The organism is Actinoplanes sp. NPDC051405 (assembly GCF_055586185.1).
Genome location: NZ_JBVJIR010000007.1, coordinates 76652 through 95138 on the forward strand (window position 1 = coordinate 76652; position 18487 = coordinate 95138).

Annotated in this window: 18 protein-coding genes; 8 read left to right on the forward strand and 10 right to left on the reverse strand. The window is 72.9% G+C overall.

Annotation, left to right across the window (positions count from 1 at the left end; all coding sequences use genetic code 11):
- Positions 1-63: 63 nt before the first annotated feature.
- The 6 genes from ACZ6S4_RS16880 to ACZ6S4_RS16905 form a co-directional block, all read right to left on the reverse strand.
- The gene (locus ACZ6S4_RS16880) at positions 64-774 is read right to left on the reverse strand and encodes a hypothetical protein (RefSeq protein WP_465475824.1); all 711 of its coding nucleotides are present in this window, start codon (positions 772-774) and stop codon (positions 64-66) included.
- Positions 771-3416 (reverse strand): FtsK/SpoIIIE domain-containing protein, encoded by a 2646-nt coding sequence (locus tag ACZ6S4_RS16885; protein WP_465475825.1) that lies wholly within the window; start codon positions 3414-3416, stop codon positions 771-773. The genes ACZ6S4_RS16880 and ACZ6S4_RS16885 overlap by 4 nt, the downstream gene beginning before the upstream one ends.
- Entirely contained in the window at positions 3409-4308 is a 900-nt protein-coding gene (locus ACZ6S4_RS16890) for a hypothetical protein (RefSeq protein ID WP_465475826.1), read from the reverse strand. The genes ACZ6S4_RS16885 and ACZ6S4_RS16890 overlap by 8 nt, the downstream gene beginning before the upstream one ends.
- Before the next feature lie 4 nt (positions 4309-4312).
- Positions 4313-4573 (reverse strand): hypothetical protein, encoded by a 261-nt coding sequence (locus tag ACZ6S4_RS16895; protein ID WP_023364464.1) that lies wholly within the window; start codon positions 4571-4573, stop codon positions 4313-4315.
- Positions 4574-4852: 279 nt separating this feature from the next.
- Positions 4853-5032, reverse strand: coding sequence for a hypothetical protein (locus ACZ6S4_RS16900; RefSeq protein ID WP_465475827.1), 180 nt, complete (start codon positions 5030-5032; stop codon positions 4853-4855).
- A gap of 314 nt (positions 5033-5346) precedes the next feature.
- Positions 5347-5721 (reverse strand): PIN domain-containing protein, encoded by a 375-nt coding sequence (locus ACZ6S4_RS16905; protein WP_465475828.1) that lies wholly within the window; start codon positions 5719-5721, stop codon positions 5347-5349.
- Positions 5722-5829: 108 nt separating this feature from the next.
- Here ACZ6S4_RS16905 and ACZ6S4_RS16910 point away from each other — a divergent pair, with 108 nt between their 5' ends.
- Complete coding sequence (locus ACZ6S4_RS16910; RefSeq protein ID WP_465475829.1) at positions 5830-8382, forward strand: ATP-dependent Clp protease ATP-binding subunit; 2553 nt, start codon at positions 5830-5832, stop codon at positions 8380-8382.
- A 48-nt stretch (positions 8383-8430) separates the two neighbouring features.
- Here ACZ6S4_RS16910 and ACZ6S4_RS16915 read toward each other — a convergent pair whose 3' ends face one another.
- The gene (locus tag ACZ6S4_RS16915; protein ID WP_433718621.1) at positions 8431-9411 is read right to left on the reverse strand and encodes a LysR family transcriptional regulator; all 981 of its coding nucleotides are present in this window, start codon (positions 9409-9411) and stop codon (positions 8431-8433) included.
- Between the two features lie 179 nt (positions 9412-9590).
- The gene (locus ACZ6S4_RS16920; RefSeq protein WP_465475830.1) at positions 9591-10196 is read right to left on the reverse strand and encodes a hemerythrin domain-containing protein; all 606 of its coding nucleotides are present in this window, start codon (positions 10194-10196) and stop codon (positions 9591-9593) included.
- A 98-nt stretch (positions 10197-10294) separates the two neighbouring features.
- Here ACZ6S4_RS16920 and ACZ6S4_RS16925 point away from each other — a divergent pair, with 98 nt between their 5' ends.
- Positions 10295-11605 (forward strand): M20/M25/M40 family metallo-hydrolase, encoded by a 1311-nt coding sequence (locus ACZ6S4_RS16925; protein ID WP_465475831.1) that lies wholly within the window; start codon positions 10295-10297, stop codon positions 11603-11605.
- A gap of 19 nt (positions 11606-11624) precedes the next feature.
- On the forward strand, positions 11625-12290 hold the full coding sequence (locus tag ACZ6S4_RS16930) for a hypothetical protein (RefSeq protein ID WP_465475832.1): 666 nt from the start codon (positions 11625-11627) through the stop codon (positions 12288-12290).
- A gap of 59 nt (positions 12291-12349) precedes the next feature.
- Here the strand turns inward: ACZ6S4_RS16930 and ACZ6S4_RS16935 are convergent, their stop codons facing one another.
- The gene (locus ACZ6S4_RS16935; RefSeq protein ID WP_203771494.1) at positions 12350-12541 is read right to left on the reverse strand and encodes a DUF5703 family protein; all 192 of its coding nucleotides are present in this window, start codon (positions 12539-12541) and stop codon (positions 12350-12352) included.
- Positions 12542-12546: 5 nt separating this feature from the next.
- On the reverse strand, positions 12547-13563 hold the full coding sequence (locus ACZ6S4_RS16940) for an aldo/keto reductase (RefSeq protein ID WP_212994108.1): 1017 nt from the start codon (positions 13561-13563) through the stop codon (positions 12547-12549).
- A 166-nt stretch (positions 13564-13729) separates the two neighbouring features.
- Between ACZ6S4_RS16940 and ACZ6S4_RS16945 the strand changes: the two genes are divergently transcribed.
- The 5 genes from ACZ6S4_RS16945 to mshC all read left to right on the forward strand — a co-directional run bounded on the left by ACZ6S4_RS16945 (position 13730) and on the right by mshC (position 18289).
- Positions 13730-14782, forward strand: a complete 1053-nt coding sequence (locus tag ACZ6S4_RS16945) for an LLM class F420-dependent oxidoreductase (RefSeq protein ID WP_465475833.1) — start codon at positions 13730-13732, stop codon at positions 14780-14782.
- Between the two features lie 2 nt (positions 14783-14784).
- Positions 14785-15474 carry a histidine phosphatase family protein gene (locus tag ACZ6S4_RS16950; protein WP_465475834.1) on the forward strand — a complete coding sequence of 230 codons (690 nt, stop codon included), beginning with the start codon at positions 14785-14787 and terminating at the stop codon, positions 15472-15474.
- Positions 15475-15583: 109 nt separating this feature from the next.
- Positions 15584-16183, forward strand: coding sequence for a DUF3090 domain-containing protein (locus ACZ6S4_RS16955; protein WP_465475835.1), 600 nt, complete (start codon positions 15584-15586; stop codon positions 16181-16183).
- Complete coding sequence (locus tag ACZ6S4_RS16960; RefSeq protein WP_465475836.1) at positions 16180-16995, forward strand: SCO1664 family protein; 816 nt, start codon at positions 16180-16182, stop codon at positions 16993-16995. The genes ACZ6S4_RS16955 and ACZ6S4_RS16960 overlap by 4 nt, the downstream gene beginning before the upstream one ends.
- Positions 16996-17050: 55 nt before the next feature.
- Positions 17051-18289 carry a cysteine--1-D-myo-inosityl 2-amino-2-deoxy-alpha-D-glucopyranoside ligase gene (gene mshC / locus ACZ6S4_RS16965; RefSeq protein ID WP_465475837.1) on the forward strand — a complete coding sequence of 413 codons (1239 nt, stop codon included), beginning with the start codon at positions 17051-17053 and terminating at the stop codon, positions 18287-18289.
- The last annotated feature ends 198 nt before the right edge of the window (positions 18290-18487 follow it).

Genomic DNA, 18487 nt, shown 5'->3' on the forward strand with positions numbered 1-18487 from the left:
CCGCTTTCCCGCGCGCTCGCGCCCCTCCCAGGCCCGGCTACGCGTCGGCCCGGCTGGTCGGCCTCAGGCGGCGGTGCTGCCCCTGGCCAGAGCCAGCACCAGCCCGGCGGCGATCAAACTGGCGATCAGCACGGTCGCCACCGCCGACGCGTCCAGCTGCACGGTCCGCCGGTCGGCGACCCGCTTGGCCGTGACCACTGCCAGGATCGGCCCGAGCAACGCGACGACCAGCGCCACCACCGGCAGCCCGGCCGCCCAGTCACCCCCGGCCTCGCGGCCCGCCCACCGCAACGTCGACCACGCCGCCACCCCGACCGCGCCGCCCAGCGCACCCAGCACGACATAGAGCAACGACGCCCCGCTGCCGGGCTTGCGTGGCGCGGGCTTCCAGGCCGCGGTGGCCTCGGCCTCCTGCAGGTAGTCCTCGGCGTCACGGTCGCGCTGGTGCGGCACGGCCGGCTGCGGGGCGTGCGCACCGAAACGCTCGGCCACCCGCCCGGCCTTGTGGGCGAACTCGGCCCACAGCACCGCGGAGCGCGCGTCCACCTCTTCCCGCGCGCGCTGCGCCGCCCGCCACGCCACCTGGGTCTGGAGGATGCGCTGGTCGGCGGCCCGGACGGCGTTGTCGGCCTCGATCGCCCGGCTGTCGTGCCAGGCGCGGGCCTCGGCCCGGTGCGCGGCGGCCTCGTTGTCCAGGTTGGTCAGCTTGCGCACGACGCTGCGGTAGTCCGGCGTGCGCCGCTCCACCGTGCCGTCGTTCTCCGGCGCGGTCATGACGGCCCGTACGGGATGATCACTTCGGCGCCGCGGTGCACCGAACGGTCGAAGTGCAGCGCCCGCCAGGGCCGTGGATACCAGTTCGGCGAGCCGTGCCCCGGGTAGTACGGCGACAGCTCACTGCCGTGCACGTCCAGCGCCACCCACGCTCCCACGGTGTCGGTCCTGGTCCCCTGCCCGCCGAGGGTGTCGCGCAGCAGCGCCGCCCCGCGCCACCAGCCGATCACGTGGATGCGGCGTTCCGGGCCCTGCCGCATGATCCGGCGCAGCATCTCGTTGCTGCCGCCGGGCGCCGCGTCGACCGCGTACAGCAGCAGGAACCACGGCTTGTCGGCGGCCGAGCCGAACTCGGCCCGTTCGGCCGCCAGCTCCAGCAGGCTGTCCACGTTGTCGTTGTCGAAGTAGCCCGTCTCCACCGGCAGGTGCGGCTTCAACGCCTCGACCGCCACCGCCGCGTCGGTGTCCAGGCACGCCACCGAGAACTGCGCCGCCCCGGGCGTGAACTGGGCCGCGAGCGAACGGGCAGCAGTGCCCAGCACCGCGCAGGCCTCGTCGACCCGGGTGCCCAGCACCGCGATGGTCCGGCCCGGCGCGCGGCGCAGCACCGTCTGCGCGGAGCGCGACTCGACATCGATGGTCTCGCCGAGCAGCACCACCGGCGCGGCCACCGTGGCCGCCGGGGTGAACCGGCGGAACTCGGGACTGTCCTCCAGCCGGGGGATGGCGTCACCGTCGAACAGCCGCGGTGCGGGCAATTCCGCCGGCCGGTGCCGCCACAGCCGGTGCTGCAGCTCGCTCCAGCGTTCCCGGTTGCCCGCGTCCGGCACCCGGACCACCCGGTTCGCCTCGACCGCGCCGGAGTCGGCGTTGACGACCGCGTGGTAGCGCGGCAGCGCGTCAGCGGCCTGGTTCGTCTCGGCCAGCACGCGCCGGGCCCGGGGCAGCGCGATCCGCAGCGAGAACTGCGCGACCAGCGCGGGCCGGCCCCACAGCGCCTCGATGCCGGACACGTCCTGGCTGGCCAGCACCAGGTGGATGCCCTGGGAACGGCCGCGCCGGGCCAGGTCCTCCAGCAGGTCCACCGCCTCGGCGGCCACCGCGTCGCGGCCGGAGAGCAGCACCTGGAACTCGTCGACCACGGCCACGATCCGCGGCCAGGTGCCTTCCGGGTCCTCGGCGCGCAGCTCGGCCAGGTTGGTCACCTCGTGCCGCTTGGCCGCGTCCGCCCGGCTGCGCAGCTCGGCGCCGAGGAAGCGCAGCAGGGCCAGGCCGAACTCCCGGTCGGTGTTGACGTTGACCCCGACCAGCCGGACGTGCGGCAGCCAGCTCGGGTCGCGCCGGCCCGGGGCGAACCGGGCGAAGGACACGCCCTCCTTGAAATCGAGCAGGTAGAAGGCCAGCTCGGCGGGGGAGTAGCGGGCCGCGAGCGCGCCCATCCAGGCATAGATCAAATTCGTCTTGCCGGTGCCGGACGGCCCGGCGATCAGGGCGTGCGGCGGATAGTCGCTCAAGGTCACGTGCACCGGGGCGCCCTGCGGGTTGTCGCCGAGCGGCGCGGTCAGCGCGCGGGCCGAGCTCTGCTGCCACTCGTGCTCGGGCAGCAGGCTGTCCAGCGCGACCGGGGCCGGCCCGGCCGCGACCTCGTCGGCGATCTCCCGGCAGGTGCGGGTCACCACCGACGCCGACGGGCCGGCATCCAGGCGCACCGGAAGGTCACCGCAGCCGCTGAGGCGCCCGGCGTCGCCTTCGGCCGCCGTGACGACCTCGATCCCGGCGGCGGGCCGCACCGGGAAACCCCGCATGATCAGGTGTACGCCGCAAGCAGCCCCCGTGCGCAGCAGCCGGTCGAGCTGGCCCCGTTCGTGCCGCGACAGCTCATCGGCGCGCCCGGCGCCCAGCAGGATAGCCACCCGCCACGGCTCGGGCCGCCGGCCGGTGGCCGAGGCCAGCTCCCGCAGCGACGAGTGCTCGCCGGCCAGCACGGTCTCGTTGATCCGCCGGACGTGGTCGACGAGCTCGTCCAGCAGCGCCGGGAGCCCGCCGGGGCCGACGAAGCTCAGCACCCCGGCCGGGGCCAGCGGGGCGAAGCCGGCCAGGCCGCCACCGAGCTGCTCGGGGTCGTACCCGGTGAGCCGGACCCGGCCCGCCTGCACGCTGCCCAGGGCCCGCAGCAGCAGGCTGGCGACGACGTCGTCACCGATGCGCTCGTCGCCCTCGACCACCACGTGCCCGTGGTCGAGCAGCGGCACCAGCGCCGGCACGTCCCCCTCGTACGGCAGCAGCAACCGGCCCACCCGCAGCTCCGGCGCCGGGGCCTGGGTGTCGGCCGGGGTGGGCCGCCACTGGTCCCAGGGCAGGCCGGCGGCACCGGGCGCGGCCAGTACAGCCGTCTCGGCGGCGGCGCCGGCCAGCGCGGCGAGGTCCCGTTCGTGCTGCTCGTCGATCTCCCGCAGCCGCTTGTCGCGTTCACCGGCGAGCCGGATCCGGCGCTCGCGGGCGGCGGCGACGACCCGGGCCCGCCGCGTCACGGCCGCCTCGTACGCGCTCTGGGCCGCCTCGAGGGCGTCGTCGGCCGCGCCGAGGGCGTGGGACAGCGCGGCGCGGACCTCGACGACCTGCTGAGCCTTGGTGTCAGGCATCGACGCCGCGGGGTCGCAACGGCTCGGGTGCGCCCGGGTCGAGCGTCGCCGGATCGCGGCCCAGGCGGGCCAGCAGCACCCCGGTCAGCACGCTGGCGGTGACCGCCGAGTCGGCCGGGTGGGCCGGGGCCTGCTCGGGTGGCTTCGTCCGGCAGATGCGGGCGAGCAGAGTGTCCAGCACGGCGGGCGGGGTGCCGGGCAGCAGAGACTTGACCCGGCCGCCGGCGGCGCCGCGCAGCCGCTGCAGGTCGTCGGGCCCGGGCTCGTGGCCCAGCAGGTCCCCGGCGAGGCGCTGCAGCACCGGCGAGGTGACCGCGGACAGGCCCAGCCCGGTGGCCGCGTTGACCCCGTGCAGATCCCGGCCGAGTCGCGCGCGGTCACCCGAGCGCACCCCGGCGGCGACCTTGCGCAGCAGCTCGGCCGTGTTCTGCGGGCGTTCGGGCGTGTTGCTCTCCTGCGCCGGGGGCGGGGCCTCGCCGGTCAGCTTCTCGACGCGTTCACGCCACCAGGGGCCGAGCTTCTCCGGCGGGGGCTGCTGATCCTGCTGCTCGGGTGGCCCAGCCGGCTCGTTCTGCTTGTCCTTCTTCTGCTCCTCCAGACCGGCTTTCCAGTCGCGGTCCGGTGGCGCGCTCGCATCGGCGGACAGGCCCAGCGCGGCCAGATAGGCCGCGATCGCGTCCTGGGCCAGGCGTAGGGCAGCCGCGGCGTGCTCGGCGTGCTCGGTGGCATTGCCCAGCTGCGGTACGCCGATCGGGTCGATGGAGGTCTGGCGCACCCAGTTCAGCAGCTCGGTGGCGCTGCGCAGCCGCTCCATCGCTACCGTGACCAGGCCGGTCGGCAGTTCGTCGGACGTGGCGCGGAGCTGGGCGCCGAGTTCCTGCAGCAGCGACATCGCGTTACAGCGTCGCCGTGTAGGTCTGCGCCTGCTCGACCGCGAGCAGCGTGGCGCCGAGGCATTCCTCGAGCTGCTGGTCGGCCTGCGACAGGGAGGCGTGCGCCGCACCGACCGCGTCGTTGGCGCTGCCGTCGAGGGCCGCGGCCAGGCTCTGCTGCGCCTCGCCGAGCTTCTCCCGGGCCGCCTGGATCGCCGCCTGACCCTCCGTGACCTGTTGGAGTGCGGCATCCACAGCCGCTCTGACCTCGGCGACGCTGGCCACTCGTGCAGCCTCCTGCGATATCGACACGGCGGTAAAGACCCAGAATAGTCGTCCACGATGGGGCGGTCGTGCCCGCACGCCCCTTTCGCGAATTCATGCTCGCACGCCCACCGGCGCCGCGGCAGCCGGGCCCACCCGGTGGCTCGTCACCCGGCTGTGCGTGACACTCAGCAGGACCGCCGTACGGGCCGCGAACCCCCTATGACCAGCACGATCGTCTGATCACGTCCCTGGCGACGCCCGCTCTGCCCGAGCGCCGCCAGGACGTTGAGTGATCACTTAGCGGCCGTTGCGCCAGACGTAGATGGCGGCCACGGCGAGCGTGCCGGCGATCAGTACGCCCATCACGACCATGACCGCGACTGCCGCCGCGTTCGCCCCGGAGTTGATCGAGGTTGTGGCGAGCGCGGCCAGGGTTGTCCCTTGCGCCCCGGCGGCGATCAAACATGCCTGCACCACTCCGGGTCCACGCAGCTCACGGCCTTGCGGCGGGGGTTCTGTGGGGTCCGGTGGACTGCTTCCGCGCTGTTCTATGCTCATGGGGACGTGTGTCCTTTCGGAACGGTAGGACGGGCCGGGAGGGATTCGTCGTCACGAGCGCCTGCGCCAACAGGTGTCCTCGTGAGGAGGGCGGTATCGCGGTAGCGGTGCCGCCCTCTTCGTCGCGATCGAACGATCGCTTTGCCATGCCCTCAGAATAGTGGCCCCCGCTGGGGCGGTCGTTCCCGCACGCCCCATTTGCGATGCCCTCGGCCCGCCGTCCTCCACCGGCGCTATCTCGGGACGCTGCTCGGTCCGCGTACCTCCGCGCCCAGCGCGCTCACCCGCTCCCGCAGCCCCCGGTCGGCCGTCACCACGACGGTCCGCCGGCCGGCGCCCTCGGCCGCGACCACCGCCACGATCGTGTCGTCCCCGGAGCCGGACGCGCGCACGACCCGGACCCCGTCGACCGCCGGCACCTCCCGGGCGCGGCCCTCGACGACCAGGACCACCTCGACCGGTCCCGGAAGATCCTCCAGCCCCGCGGCGTTGAGACCCACGAGGCCGTCGCGCAGTCTGGCGGTGGCCCCCGCACGGTCCCGCCACCAACCGTCCGGCTTGGAGCCGAGCACGTTGGCGGCGTCGACGACCAGCAGCGGGACGCTCATGTAAGGAGCGTCTCACACCGGAATCAAACGCTCGTTCAGGGCGCTGTGCACCTCGGGCCGGCGGCGACCTCGCCGCCCCCGACCAGCAGTATCAGGAGAGAAGAGATCATGAGCATCGGACCCCTGGGGCCGGGTGGCCCCGGTGAATGGGACGACCTGTTCGCCCGCTTCTTCGGGGCGGCCGAGCCACGACGGTCCGCGCAGCGGATCGACATCACCAGATTCATGAGCGCGGACGCGCGTGAGGTCCTGTCCGTCGCCGCCCGCCGCGCCGCCGAGGTGGCGCCGGCCGGAATCGGCCTCGCGGACCTCGACACCGAGCACCTGCTCTGGGCGCTGCTCCAGCAGGAGCCGCAGCAGGCCCTGGTCCGCCGGGCCGGCGCCGACCCGGCCGCGCTGCTCGCCGAGCTCGGTGGCGCCACCCGCGCGCCGGGCGCCCAGCTGCCCGACCGGATCGCCCTGACCCCCGCCGCCAAGCGCGCGCTGCTGGACAGCCTGCAGCTCTCGCGGGCCGTGGGCGCCTCCTATGTGGGTCCCGAGCACATTCTGATGGCGCTGGGCCTCAACCCGGACTCCACTGCGGGCCGCCTGCTCGCCGCGCGGATCGACCCGCGCACGTTGCAGCAGGCCGAGCCGCAGCCGGGCCGGGGTGGTCCTGGTGGCCGCGGTGGTGAGCCCGGCAGCCCGGGCAGCACCCCCACCCTCGAGCAGTACGGCGTGGACCTGACCGAGCTGGCCCGGCGCGGCGAGATCGATCCGGTCATCGGCCGGGCCGACGAGATCGAGCAGGCCGTCGAGATCCTGTCGCGGCGTACCAAGAACAACCCGGTGCTGATCGGTGAGGCCGGTGTCGGCAAGACCGCCGTCGTCGAGGGCCTGGCCCAGCGCATCGTGGACGGTGACGTGCCGCAGACCCTCGCGGGCAAGCGCGTCATCCAGCTCGACCTGGCCGGTCTGGTGGCGGGCACCCGCTACCGCGGCGACTTCGAGGAGCGGCTCAGCAAGGTCATCGACGAGATCCAGGAGAGCGGCGACGGCCTGGTCGTCTTCCTCGACGAGATCCACACCCTGGTCGGCGCCGGTGGCGGTGGCGGCGAAGGTGGCGGCATGGACGCCAGCAACATGCTCAAGCCCGCCCTGGCCCGCGGCCGGCTGCGGGTGGTCGGCGCGACGACGCTGGACGAGTACCGCCACATCGAAAAGGACGCCGCCCTGGCCCGGCGCTTCCAGCCGGTCCTGATCGGCGAGCCCAGCGTCGAGGACACCGTGGCGATCCTGCGCGGTCTGCGCGACAACTACGAGGCGCACCACCAGGTGCGGATCACCGACGAGGCGCTCGACGCCGCGGCGGAGCTGTCCGACCGCTACATCACCGACCGGTTCCTGCCGGACAAGGCGATCGACCTGATCGACCAGGCCGGTGCGCGGGTGCGCCTGCGGGTCAAGACCCCCGCGGCGGACGTGCGCGAGCAGGAGCGGCGCCTCGAGCAGCTGGCTCGCGACCGCGACCAGGCGGTCGCCGCGGAGAACTACGAGAAGGCCTCCGCGCTGCGCGACGAGATCAACACCATCAAACAGCAGATCGAGGGTACGGACGTTACGGGCTCAGCCGTGCCCCAGGTGACGTCGGAGGACATCGCCGAGGTCGTGTCCCGGGCCACCGGCATCCCGGTCGCGCAGCTCACCGAGGAGGAGCGCGAGCGGCTGCTGCGCCTCGAGACGCACCTGCACGAGCACGTGATCGGTCAGGACGAGGCGGTCTCCGCCGTCGCCGAGGCGGTCCGGCGTTCCCGGGCCGGGCTGGGTGACCCGGACCGGCCGGTGGGCAGCTTCCTGTTCCTCGGCCCGACCGGTGTCGGCAAGACCGAGCTGGCGCGCACCCTCGCGGACGCCCTGTTCGGCGACGCCGAGCGGATGGTCCGCTTCGACATGAGCGAGTTCCAGGAGCGGCACACCGTCTCCCGGCTCGTCGGTGCGCCTCCCGGCTACGTCGGCTACGACGAGGCCGGCCAGCTGACCGAGGCTGTGCGGCGCCGGCCGTACTCGGTGGTGCTGCTGGACGAGATCGAGAAGGCGCACCCGGACGTGTTCAACATCCTGCTCCAGGTGCTGGACGACGGGCGGCTGACCGACAGCCAGGGACGGACGGTGAGCTTCAAGAACACCGTACTGATCATGACGAGCAACATCGGCTCGGACATCATCAGCGGCACCAAGCGCACCCTGGGCTTCGGCACCGGCGACGACGGCTCGGCCGTCGACGACGGCCTGCGGGAGAAGCTGGACCGGCGGCTGCGCGAGCAGTTCCGGCCGGAGTTCATCAACCGGATCGACGACATCATCGTCTTCCGGCAGCTGGAGACCGAGCAGCTGCGGCAGATCACCGAGATGCTCCTGGAGGAGACCCGGCGGCGCCTGCACGCGCAGGACGTCACGCTGGACATCACCCCGGCGGCGATCGACTGGCTGGCCGAGCGCGGCTTCCAGCGCGAGTACGGTGCCCGGCCGCTGCGCCGCACGATCCAGCGCGAGCTGGACAACCGGCTCTCGCGGCTGCTGCTCAGCGCCGACCTGGCGCCCGGGCAGACGGTACGGGTCGACGCGGCCGAGGGTCAGCTGACCTTCGACGTGCAGTCGCCCGCACCGGCGGCCACCGCCTGACAAGTCAAACGGAACGCCCCGGTTCTCCTCGGAGAGCCGGGGCGTTTCTCATGCCGCCGCGAGGTGCGCCCCGCCGAGCTGCGGATAGTCCTCCAGCCACTCGATGTAGAGCGGGTTGCGGGCCACGACCTCGTTGTAGGTCTCCGCGGCCATGGTCATCAGCCGGGGCGCGACCCGGGCGGCGGTGCTGTCCGGGTGCCAGCCGAGGACCTGCCGCCAGCGCAGCGGCGCGCCCTGCAGCGGGCGGTGGGTGAGCCCGGCCGGGGGCCGGAACGTCGGCTGGCACAGGGCCAGCGCCAGCCCGGACTCCACCATGTCCACGCAGCCGCGGATGTCGGTCTCCAGCATGCGGCGCGGGGTGAAACCCGAGCGGGCGCAGCAGGCCGCGAAGCAGTCGGCGAAGCAGCCGTCGCCGGTGCCGGCCACCCACTGCTCCTCGGCCAGCTCGGCGAGGTCGACGTCGACGCCCTTGGCTCCCGGGTGGTCCTCGGGCATGAGCACGCACACGGCGTCGACCGCGATGGTCTGCCACACCAGGCCGTAGTCGGCCGACGGGATGGCGTCACCGCAGACGCCCACCTGGGCGTAGTCGAGCTTGCCGGCCAGCACCATGCCGCAGAGCTCGTCCACGTAGTACGACGCGTGGGTGCTGATCTGGGCATCGGGCTGGGCCTCGGAAAGCCGGTGCACCATGCCGCCGATGACCGGTCCGCCGATGCCGCCGATCCGGTACCGGGTCATCACGTTCTCGTCCGCGCCGGACCCGGCCAGCCGGGCGGCCTCGTCCTGCAGGCCCTTCATCGCGGGCAGCAGCACCCGGGCCCGGGAGAGGACGAGTTCACCGAGGGCGGTCGGGCGGGCTCCGCGCCGGTCACGTTCGAAGAGCGGCCCACCCAGGGTCCGCTCGATGCGTTGCAGCTGGGCGGTCAGCGCCGGCTGGGCGAGTCCCAGCAGCGATGCCGCCTTCGTCACGCTGCCCGTCTCCGCGATGGCACAGACCACCTTGAGATGCCGCAGCTCCAGGTTCATAGCGTGACGGTAGGACGTTCGCGGGATATCGGCTAGACCTTCGGCCAGCCAAAGATCCTCCACTTGTGACAAATAGGTTAACCAAAAGGACAGAACCAGCTAACCCGTACGCTGTTACCGGCACGTAACGTGAGATCGCTTTCACTATCCGTGAATTTACCGTCCACTTTGTGCTTTGTTCAGAGATCCCGCGGGTACGTCGTCCGCCGGCTCATCATGTCGCGCACCTTGTCCACCACGGCCACCGCCGGATCGACCACCTTGTTCCACGGCGGCGTCGCCGGAGTGCCCGGGTGCGGACGCGTCGGTGCCGCCTCCTCGGCCAGCTCGACCCGGTTGCCGAGCCGGATCAGGTCCTCCACCGGAGCCATCTGCAGCAGCAGCGGCAGCAACTCGCCCGCCGCGGCGTCCGCGTGCCGGGTGAGACGCCGGCAGACGTCGGCGGCGCGATCGGGCCGGTTCTCGTCATCGGCCGCCTCGAGCAGCCGCAGCGCCTCCAGCAGAGCCCGGTCCTCGGCGATCTCCCGGTCCACGAGCGCGTAGCCGTCCGGCACGGTCGACTTGATCGCCGGGTAGAGGTACTGCTCCTCCGCGGACAGGTGCCGCGACAGCTCCGCGCTGATCACCTGGGCCACCGTGCGGCGGCGCGCCGAGTCCGTACCCTCGCCGGTGAGCTCGTCGCAGAGCGCGAGCAGCTCGCGATGCTCGCGGTTGATGAGGTCGACGACGTTGGGTCCGGTCGTCTCACCGCCCACGGGCGGCAGCGGAGGCAGCTGAACAGACACTGTGCTTCCTTTCGGCGGAGCCCGGCGGGTCGGGCCCGTCTTACCCGTACCTGATCTCCGGCCAAACGCGCCCGGCGGTGAGCTGGTAAGAAGAGCGGATGGAACCAGTCCCCGCCGCCGACGAGGTCGTCGAACTCTGCCGCGACCTGCTCCGGATCGACACCAGCAACACCGGCGATCCGCGCACCACCGTCGGCGAACGCGTCGCCGCCGAGTACGTGGCGGCCAAGCTCAGCGACGTCGGCATCGAGGTCGAGCTGCACGAGTCCGCACCCCGGCGGGCCAACCTGGTCGCCCGCATCCCGGGCGCCGACCGCAGCCGCGGCGCCCTGCTCGTGCACGGGCACCTCGACGTCGTCCCGGCCGACGCCAGCGAGTGGTCGGTGCCGCCGTTCTCCGGCGAGGAGAAGGACGGCTACCTGTGGGGCCGCGGCGCGATCGACATGAAGGACTTCGACGCGATGACGCTCGCCGTGGTCCGCGGCTGGCAGCGCACCGGCTACGTCCCGCCCCGCGACATCGTCCTGGCCTACACGGCCGACGAGGAGGCGGGCATGGAGTACGGCTCGCAGTTCCTCGTCCGCGAGCACGCCGACCTGTTCGAAGGGTGCACCGAGGCGATCGGGGAGGTCGGCGGCTTCTCGTACACGGTCAACGACGACCTGCGTCTCTACCTGATCGAGACCGCCGAGAAGGGCATCGACTGGCTGCGGCTGCACGCCAAGGGCCGCCCGGGGCACGGCTCCTTCGTGCACGACGACAACGCCGTCACCGCGCTCGCCGAGGCCGTCGCGGCGGTCGGCCGGCACAAGTTCCCGATGGTCGTCACCCCGACCGTGCGGTCCTTCCTCGAGCAGGTGTCCGAAGCGCTGGGCGTGGAACTCGACCCGGACGAACCCGAGCTGGCCATCGCCAAGCTCGGCCCGATCGCCAACCTGATCGGCGCGACCGTGCGCAACACCGCCAACCCGACCCGGCTCGAAGCCGGCTACAAGGACAACGTGATCCCCGGCAAGGCGTCGGCGACCATCGACTGCCGTACCCTGCCGGGCCAGGCCGAGGTCTTCCTCGAGCAGCTGCGCGGGGTGATCGGCCCGGACATCGAGATCGAGCACATCTCCCGGCAGGGAGCCCTGGAGACCGGCTTCGACGGTGCGCTCGTCGAGGCCATGGGGGCCGCGCTGCGCGCCGAGGATCCGGGTGCACGCACGGTGCCGTACATGCTCTCCGGCGGCACGGACGCCAAGGCGTTCAGCACCCTGGGCATCCGCTGCTTCGGCTTCGCACCCTTGAAGCTGCCGGCCGACCTGAACTTCTCCGCGCTGTTCCACGGCGTCGACGAACGGGTTCCGGTGGAAGGACTACAGTTCGGCGTGCGTGTGCTCGACCGACTGCTGCAGGCGAGCTGATGAAAGGACTTTTCACACCATGACCGACCAGCACGCGGATCTGGACGCCGCTCTCGAGCGCGTCGTCGAGGCCGCGAAAGCCCACCTGGCGGCAGTCAAGGCCGCCCAGGGGCGGGTGGATGACGACGATGTGTGGCAGGCGTACGTCAACCTCAACAACACGTCCTTCGCGTACGACGAGCAGCTGCTCGAGGCGTTCGGCGAGGTCACACCGTGGGACGTCGAGTCGATCGACCCGGACGAGGCCGACCAGCGCTTCGGTACGGTCGCCGGCCTCGACGGCAGCGGCTCCGACCCGCACCCGCGGGTGATCTCGGTGCGCCAGCGCCGCGACTACCGGGTGCCCAGCGTCTCGGCGCTGCTGCGGGTCGCCGACGCGGCCCGCCGCAACCTGGTGCCGGCGGACGAGGAGGCCGGCGAGGTCGAATCGGTCGGCGAAGCGGTCCTGGAGCTGCTCCAGGCCGGCGACGGCTCGCTGTCCTCGCTCGACGTGCCGGAGCTGGAGCCGCTCGACGGCCTGCTCACGGTGAGCGAGGTCACGGAGCCCCTCGACCTCGAGGCCTTCGAGGACGAGGACGGCGCCGGACCGTTCGCCCCGGCCCCCGACGACCTGCTCGTCGGCCGCCTCGACGAACACCCCTTCACCGAGGACGAGGAAGACGAACACGCCGGCCACAACCACTGAGTTGTGACAGGCCGACAGCCGCCCGCCTCCATGAGGCGGGCGGCTGTTTTTGACTTCGGCTAAGTGATCAGGCCGGGTTGCAGGTTGCTCTGGACCTTGCGGCGGAGCATCACCTGCCGGGTTCCGTCCCGGAAGAGCTGGACGCGGGCCAGCTCCCACCCCGAGAATTCCGCCTGGATCGCCAGCTGCGCCGCGGCGGTCAAGCGATCGACATTCGATGGCAACCGGAGCGGCGCGTACTCGTAGTCCATGCGTCCTAATATGCCCCGGCGCCCGGCATGTCACCAGTCCCCGGGCCGGTCAGGCCCTCTCTCTCGGGGTAGCCGACCGGCACCGCCGACACGTCGTCGAGCGCGTCGGCGATCTCGCCGGGCAACACCAGCTCCTCGCTCTGCAGCGCGCCCTGCAACTGCCCGGCCGTACGCGCGCCCAGGATCGGCGCGACCACTCCCGGCCGGTCCCGGATCCACGCCAGCGCCACCTCCAGCGGCGACACGCCCAGGCCGCCGGCCGCGATCACCACCGCCTCGACGATGCTCGAGCTGCGGGGCTCCAGGTACGTCTGCACGAACGGCGCCAGGTGCTCGGTGGCGGCCCGCGAGTCCAGCGGCCGGCCGTTGCGGTACTTGCCCGTCAGCACCCCGCGGCCCAGCGGCGACCACGGCAGCACGCCGATGCCCAGCGCCGCGGCGGCCGGCAGCACCTCGCGTTCGACGCCGCGTTCCAGCAGCGAATATTCCACCTGGGTGGCGACGATCGGGGCCCGGGTCGGGAACGCCTGCTGCCAGGCGGCGGCCCGCGCGGTCTGCCAGCCGGCGAAGTTGGACACGCCCACGTAGCGGACCCGGCCGCTGTTGACCGCGTGGTCCAGCGCCGACAGGGTCTCCTCCAGCGGTGTCTGCGGGTCGTAGCCATGCACCTGCCACAGGTCCACGTAGTCGGTGCCGAGCCGGCGCAGCGACTGGTCCAGGCTGCGCAGCAGGTGGCCGCGGGAGCTGTCGCGGCGGCGGAAGCCGTACTCGCCGAGGCCGGCCTTGGTGGCGATCAGCACCTCGTCGCGGGGCACCAGGTGGTCGATCAGGGAGCCGATGACCGTCTCGGCGTCGCCGTCGCCGTACACGTCGGCGGTGTCGATCAGCGTGCCGCCCGCCTCCAGATAGAGCTTCAGCTGGTCGGCCGCGTCGTCGGGGTCGGTGTCCCGGCCCCACGTCATGGTGCCGAGGGCCAGCCGGGAGACCGCCAGCCCGCTTCGGCCGAGCGGTCGCTGTTGCATGGGTGAACCTTATTCAGCCGGGCCCGGCCGCGAAACGCTCGTGGCAGCTCAATAGGGCCGCGATCCGTCGGGTTGACGACCGAACACCGCGAAGATCACTGAGCGTGTTCGCCTAGGCTTCGTAGCGCGGAGCATCGGTGCTCTCGCGGAAGAAACGGGAGGACCCGTGCGGCTCGGACTCAGCCTCGGATACCAGACCTCGTGGACCACGCCCGCCGATCATCTCGCCATGGCCCAGGAGGCCGACCGGCTCGGCTACTCGGTGGTCTGGGCGGCGGAGGCGTACGGCTCGGACTCGCCCACCATGCTGGCCTGGATCGCCGGCCAGACGCAGTCGATCGACGTCGGTGCGGCCGTCATGCAGATCCCGGCGCGCAGCCCGGCGATGACCGCGATGACCGCCGCGACCATCGACACCCTCTCCGGCGGCCGGTTCCGCCTGGGCCTGGGCGTCTCCGGCCCGCAGGTCTCCGAGGGCTGGCACGGCGTGCGCTTCGGCAAGCCGCTGGGCCGCACCCGCGAGTACGTCGACATCGTCAAGCTGGCCATCGCCCGCAAGCCGGTGGCCTACGACGGCGAGCACTACACGCTGCCACTGCCCGACGGCCCGGGCAAGGCGCTGCGGCTGGGCTTCCACCCGCCGCGCGAGCAGATCCCGATCTACCTGGCCGCGGTGGGCCCGAAGAATCTCGAGCTGGCGGGCGAGATCGCCGACGGCTGGCTGGCCATCTTCTTCGCACCCGACGCCGCGGGGGAGTATCTCCAGCACGTCGAGCGCGGCCGGTCCAAGAGCGGGGCCGGGCTGACCGGCTTCGACGTGGCGCCGACCGTGCCGGTGGTGGTCGGTGACGACATCGCCGCGGGAGCCGACCAGATCCGGCCGTACGCCGCGCTGTACGTCGGTGGCATGGGCAGCCGCGAGCAGAACTTCTACAACCAGCTCGCCGTCCGGATGGGCTACGCGGACGCCGCCAAGGAGGTCCAGGACCTCTACCTGGACCGCAAGCCGCGGGACGCGGCCGCCGCGATCCCGCAGGACTTCATCACCCGGACCTCGATGATCGGCCCCAAGGCCCGGATCACCGAACGCATCCGGGAGTACGCCGCCGCCGGCGTCGGCACGCTCTCCATCAGCCCGTACGTGGGCGACCTGGAGAGCGGCATCGCCACGCTGCGCACCGTCGCGGAGGCGTACGAGGCGTCGGGCGTGGCCGAGTAGCCGTGGCCACCGTCCTGCTGCTCCGCCACGGGCGGACCACCGCCAACGCCACCGGTGAGCTGGCCGGCCGGCTGCCGGTCGAGCTCGACGAGGCCGGCCGGGGCCAGGCCCAGCGGGTCGGTGAGCGGCTGCGCAAGCTGCCGCTCGCCGCCGTGGTGACCAGCCCGCTGATCCGCTGCCGGCAGACCCTGGAGCTGGCCCTGCCCGACATCGTGCCGGAGGTCGACGAGGGCCTGATCGAGTGCGGCTACGGCGACTGGGAGGGCCGCCCGCTCAAGGAGCTCACCGGCGAGCCGCTCTGGCCGGTCGTCCAGCAGCACCCCAGCGCGGCCGTGTTCCCCAACGGCGAGGCGATGGCGGCCATGTCGGCCCGCGCGGTCGCCACCATCCGCCGCTGGGACGCCCAGGTGACCGCCACGCACGGCCCGGAGGCGCTGTGGCTGGCGTGCAGCCACGGCGATGTGATCAAGGCCATCGTGGCCGACGCGATGGGCCTGCACCTCGACGAGTTCCAGCGCCTGGTGGCCGATCCGGCCTCGGTGAGCGTGATCCGCTACACCCCGACCCGCCCGTTCCTGGTGCGGCTCAACGACACCGCGGACCTGTCGGCGCTGATCCCGCCGAAACCCGCCGAGGGCGCGCTCCCGGAGTCCGACGCGGCCGTGGGCGGTGGCGCGGGCGGCGGCGCATGAGTACGGCCGGTAACCGGCGTGTTACCACAGCGTGCGTACGCGTTGCGCCCTCGGCGAACCCCGCCGGTGGGCGGAGCGTTCACGCACGCGGGCGGATAGGGTCGAACCCATGACCCACCAGGTGCATGCCTTCGAGCCGCCCGAGCGGTTCGTCGCCGGGACGGTGGGCGAGCCGGGGGACCGGACATTCTTCCTCCAGGCCCGCGGTGGCGGCCGGGTGGTCAGCGTGGCGCTGGAGAAGGTCCAGGTGTCGCTGCTCGCCGAAAAGCTGGAGGAGCTGCTCACCGAGGCCAGCCGGCGGTTCGGCGTCGACCTGCCCGAAGCCCCCGTGCTCGCGATCAACGACAACGAGCCGCTGGACACCCCCGTCGACGAGGAGTTCCGCGTCGGCACGCTCGGCCTCGCCTTCGACGTCGACACCACCACGGTCGTCATCGAGGCGATCGAGGCCGGTGAGGGCGACGCGGAGGTCGAGCTCGGCGAGGACGACGAGGACACCGACGACGACCCGATCGCCGACGACGAGGACGACGAGCCCGACGACGACCTCGACCGGCTGCGCGTCCGGCTGACCCCCGAGGCGACCCGCGCGTTCATCGACCGCGCCCGGCGCGTGGTCGCGGCCGGCCGCCCGCCGTGCCCGCTCTGCGGCCAGCCGCTGGACCCGGCCGGTCACCTCTGCCCCCGGCACAACGGCTATCACCGGTGACGACGGAGCCGGCCAGCGTGCTCGCGGAGGACGACGCCCTCGAGCTGCTCGCCCGCGGCGAGATGGAGCTCGAGGGCCGGCTCGTCGACGCCTCCAACACGACCCTGCGGGCCGAGATCACCCTCGACGGGCTGACCCGCCGCTGCGTCTACAAGCCGGTGCAGGGCGAGCGCCCGCTCTGGGACTTCCCGGACGGCACGCTGGCCGGGCGTGAGGTGTCGGCGTTCCTGGTCTCGCAGGCCACCGGCTGGGGGCTGGTGCCGCCGACGATCCTGCGTGACGGACCGCTCGGCCCCGGCGCCTGCCAGCTCTGGATCGACGAGCCGGAGGACGCCGAGTCGCTGATCGGCTTCGTGCCGGCGTACGACGTGCCGCCGGGCTGGTTCGCGGTCGCCTCGGCCCGCGACGAGGACGGCGACGCGTACGCGCTGGCCCACGCCGACGACCCGCGGCTGTCCCGCCTCGCGGTGCTGGACGCGGTGATCAACAACGCCGACCGCAAGGGCGGCCACGTGCTGTACGCCCCGGACGGCCGCATCCACGGCGTCGACCACGGCGTCTGCTTCCACGTGGAGAACAAACTCCGTACGGTGCTGTGGGGCTGGACGGGCAAGCCGATTCCGGCCGACTCCGTCGAGGTGCTGACCAAGCTGGGCGAGCGGCTCGACGGCGCGCTGGGGGCGTCCCTCGAGGAGCACCTGACGCTGACCGAGGTGCAGCACGCGCGGCTGCGCGTACGCCGGTTGTTGCGCGCGGCCCGCTTCCCGCGGCCGCCGCAGGACTGGCCGGCCGTGCCCTGGCCGCCGGTCTGAGGCTTTACTCACGCCGGGCGGATTTCTGTCGGTGGCGCTGGATAGGCTCCTGACCATGGACGCATGGACCGGGCACGAGGTGCCGAAGCTGCCGGGGACCGCGACGCCGCCGGCGCTGTACGACTCGGCCCGCCGGTCGGTGCAGCCCACCACCCCCGGCGACGCCGCGACGATGTACGTCTGCGGCATCACGCCCTACGACGCGACCCACCTCGGTCACGCGGCCACGATGATCACGTTCGACCTGGTCCAGCGGGCCTGGCGCGACGCCGGCCTCGACGTGCGTTACGTGCAGAACGTCACCGACATCGACGACCCGCTGCTGGAGCGGGCCGCCCGCGACGGTGAGGACTGGGTGGTCCTGGCGATGCGGGAGACGGCTCTGTTCCGCGAGGACATGGAGGCGCTGCGGATGATCCCGCCGGCGCACTACGTCGGCGCGGTCGAGTCCATCCCGGCGATCGCCGCGCACGTGCGCGAGCTCATCGACTCCGGCGCGGCCTACCGCCTGGAGGACGGCACCGGCGACGTCTACTTCACGATCGAGGCGGCCCCGCGCTTCGGCTACGAGTCCCACCTGTCCCGCGAGGAGATGCTGACGCTCTCCGCCGAGCGTGGCGGCGACCCGGAGCGCCCCGGCAAGCGCGACCCGCTCGACCCGCTGCTGTGGCGCGGCGCCCGCGACGGCGAGCCCGCCTGGGACGGCGGCGACCTCGGCCCCGGCCGCCCCGGCTGGCACATCGAGTGCGCCACCATCGCCCTCGGCCTGCTCGGCGAGACGATCGACGTCCAGGGCGGCGGCAACGACCTGCTCTACCCGCACCACGAATGCTCGGCCGCGCACGCCGAGCGCCTCACCGGCACGGCACCGTTCGCCCGGCACTACGTGCACGCCGGCATGATCGGCCTGAACGGCGAGAAGATGTCGAAGTCCAAGGGCAACCTGGTCTTCGTCTCCCGCCTGCGCGCCGACGGCGTGGACCCGATGGCGGTCCGGGTGGGCCTGCTCGCCGAGCACTACCGCACCGACCGCCAGTGGACCGACGACGTCCTCAAGGCAGGTCAGCAGCGCCTGGCCCGCTGGCGCGAGGCCGCGGCGGCCCAGGCCGGCCCATCGGGCGAGGGCCTGCTGGCGGCGGTCCGCGAGGCCCTGCACAACGACCTCGACACGCCGGCGGCCCTGGCCCTGGTCGACGCCTGGTCCGAGGCGGCGGTGTCCGGCGCGGGCGACGACGCGCAGGCCCCGGCGCTGATGGCCCGGACGGTGGACGCCCTGCTCGGCATCCGCCTCTGAGCGACCGCTGCCCGGCGGCGCGAGAGCTTGCCGTCTCCGTGGCGACCGCGGACCGGGTCTCCTCGGTGTTGGCCATCTTCCTCAGTCGTCTCGACGACCTTGCGCACACCGATGCGTTGACCCGCGGCTTCGCCCGGCGGCTTCGCCCGGCGGCTTCGCCCGGCGGCTTCGCCCGGCGGCTTCGCCCGGCGGCTTCGC

What these genes read in the sequence shown, in the direction of transcription:
- ACZ6S4_RS16880 (WP_465475824.1), bottom strand. Translation starts at nt 774, where the DNA reads ATGACCGCGCCGGAGAACGACGGCACGGTGGAGCGGCGCACGCCGGAC.
- ACZ6S4_RS16885 (WP_465475825.1), bottom strand. Translation starts at nt 3,416, where the DNA reads ATGCCTGACACCAAGGCTCAGCAGGTCGTCGAGGTCCGCGCCGCGCTG.
- ACZ6S4_RS16890 (WP_465475826.1), bottom strand. Translation starts at nt 4,308, where the DNA reads ATGTCGCTGCTGCAGGAACTCGGCGCCCAGCTCCGCGCCACGTCCGAC.
- ACZ6S4_RS16905 (WP_465475828.1), bottom strand. Translation starts at nt 5,721, where the DNA reads ATGAGCGTCCCGCTGCTGGTCGTCGACGCCGCCAACGTGCTCGGCTCC.
- ACZ6S4_RS16910 (WP_465475829.1), top strand. Translation starts at nt 5,830, where the DNA reads ATGAGCATCGGACCCCTGGGGCCGGGTGGCCCCGGTGAATGGGACGAC.
- ACZ6S4_RS16915 (WP_433718621.1), bottom strand. Translation starts at nt 9,411, where the DNA reads ATGAACCTGGAGCTGCGGCATCTCAAGGTGGTCTGTGCCATCGCGGAG.
- ACZ6S4_RS16925 (WP_465475831.1), top strand. Translation starts at nt 10,295, where the DNA reads ATGGAACCAGTCCCCGCCGCCGACGAGGTCGTCGAACTCTGCCGCGAC.
- ACZ6S4_RS16930 (WP_465475832.1), top strand. Translation starts at nt 11,625, where the DNA reads ATGACCGACCAGCACGCGGATCTGGACGCCGCTCTCGAGCGCGTCGTC.
- ACZ6S4_RS16935 (WP_203771494.1), bottom strand. Translation starts at nt 12,541, where the DNA reads ATGGACTACGAGTACGCGCCGCTCCGGTTGCCATCGAATGTCGATCGC.
- ACZ6S4_RS16940 (WP_212994108.1), bottom strand. Translation starts at nt 13,563, where the DNA reads ATGCAACAGCGACCGCTCGGCCGAAGCGGGCTGGCGGTCTCCCGGCTG.
- ACZ6S4_RS16955 (WP_465475835.1), top strand. Translation starts at nt 15,584, where the DNA reads ATGACCCACCAGGTGCATGCCTTCGAGCCGCCCGAGCGGTTCGTCGCC.
- mshC (WP_465475837.1), top strand. Translation starts at nt 17,051, where the DNA reads ATGGACGCATGGACCGGGCACGAGGTGCCGAAGCTGCCGGGGACCGCG.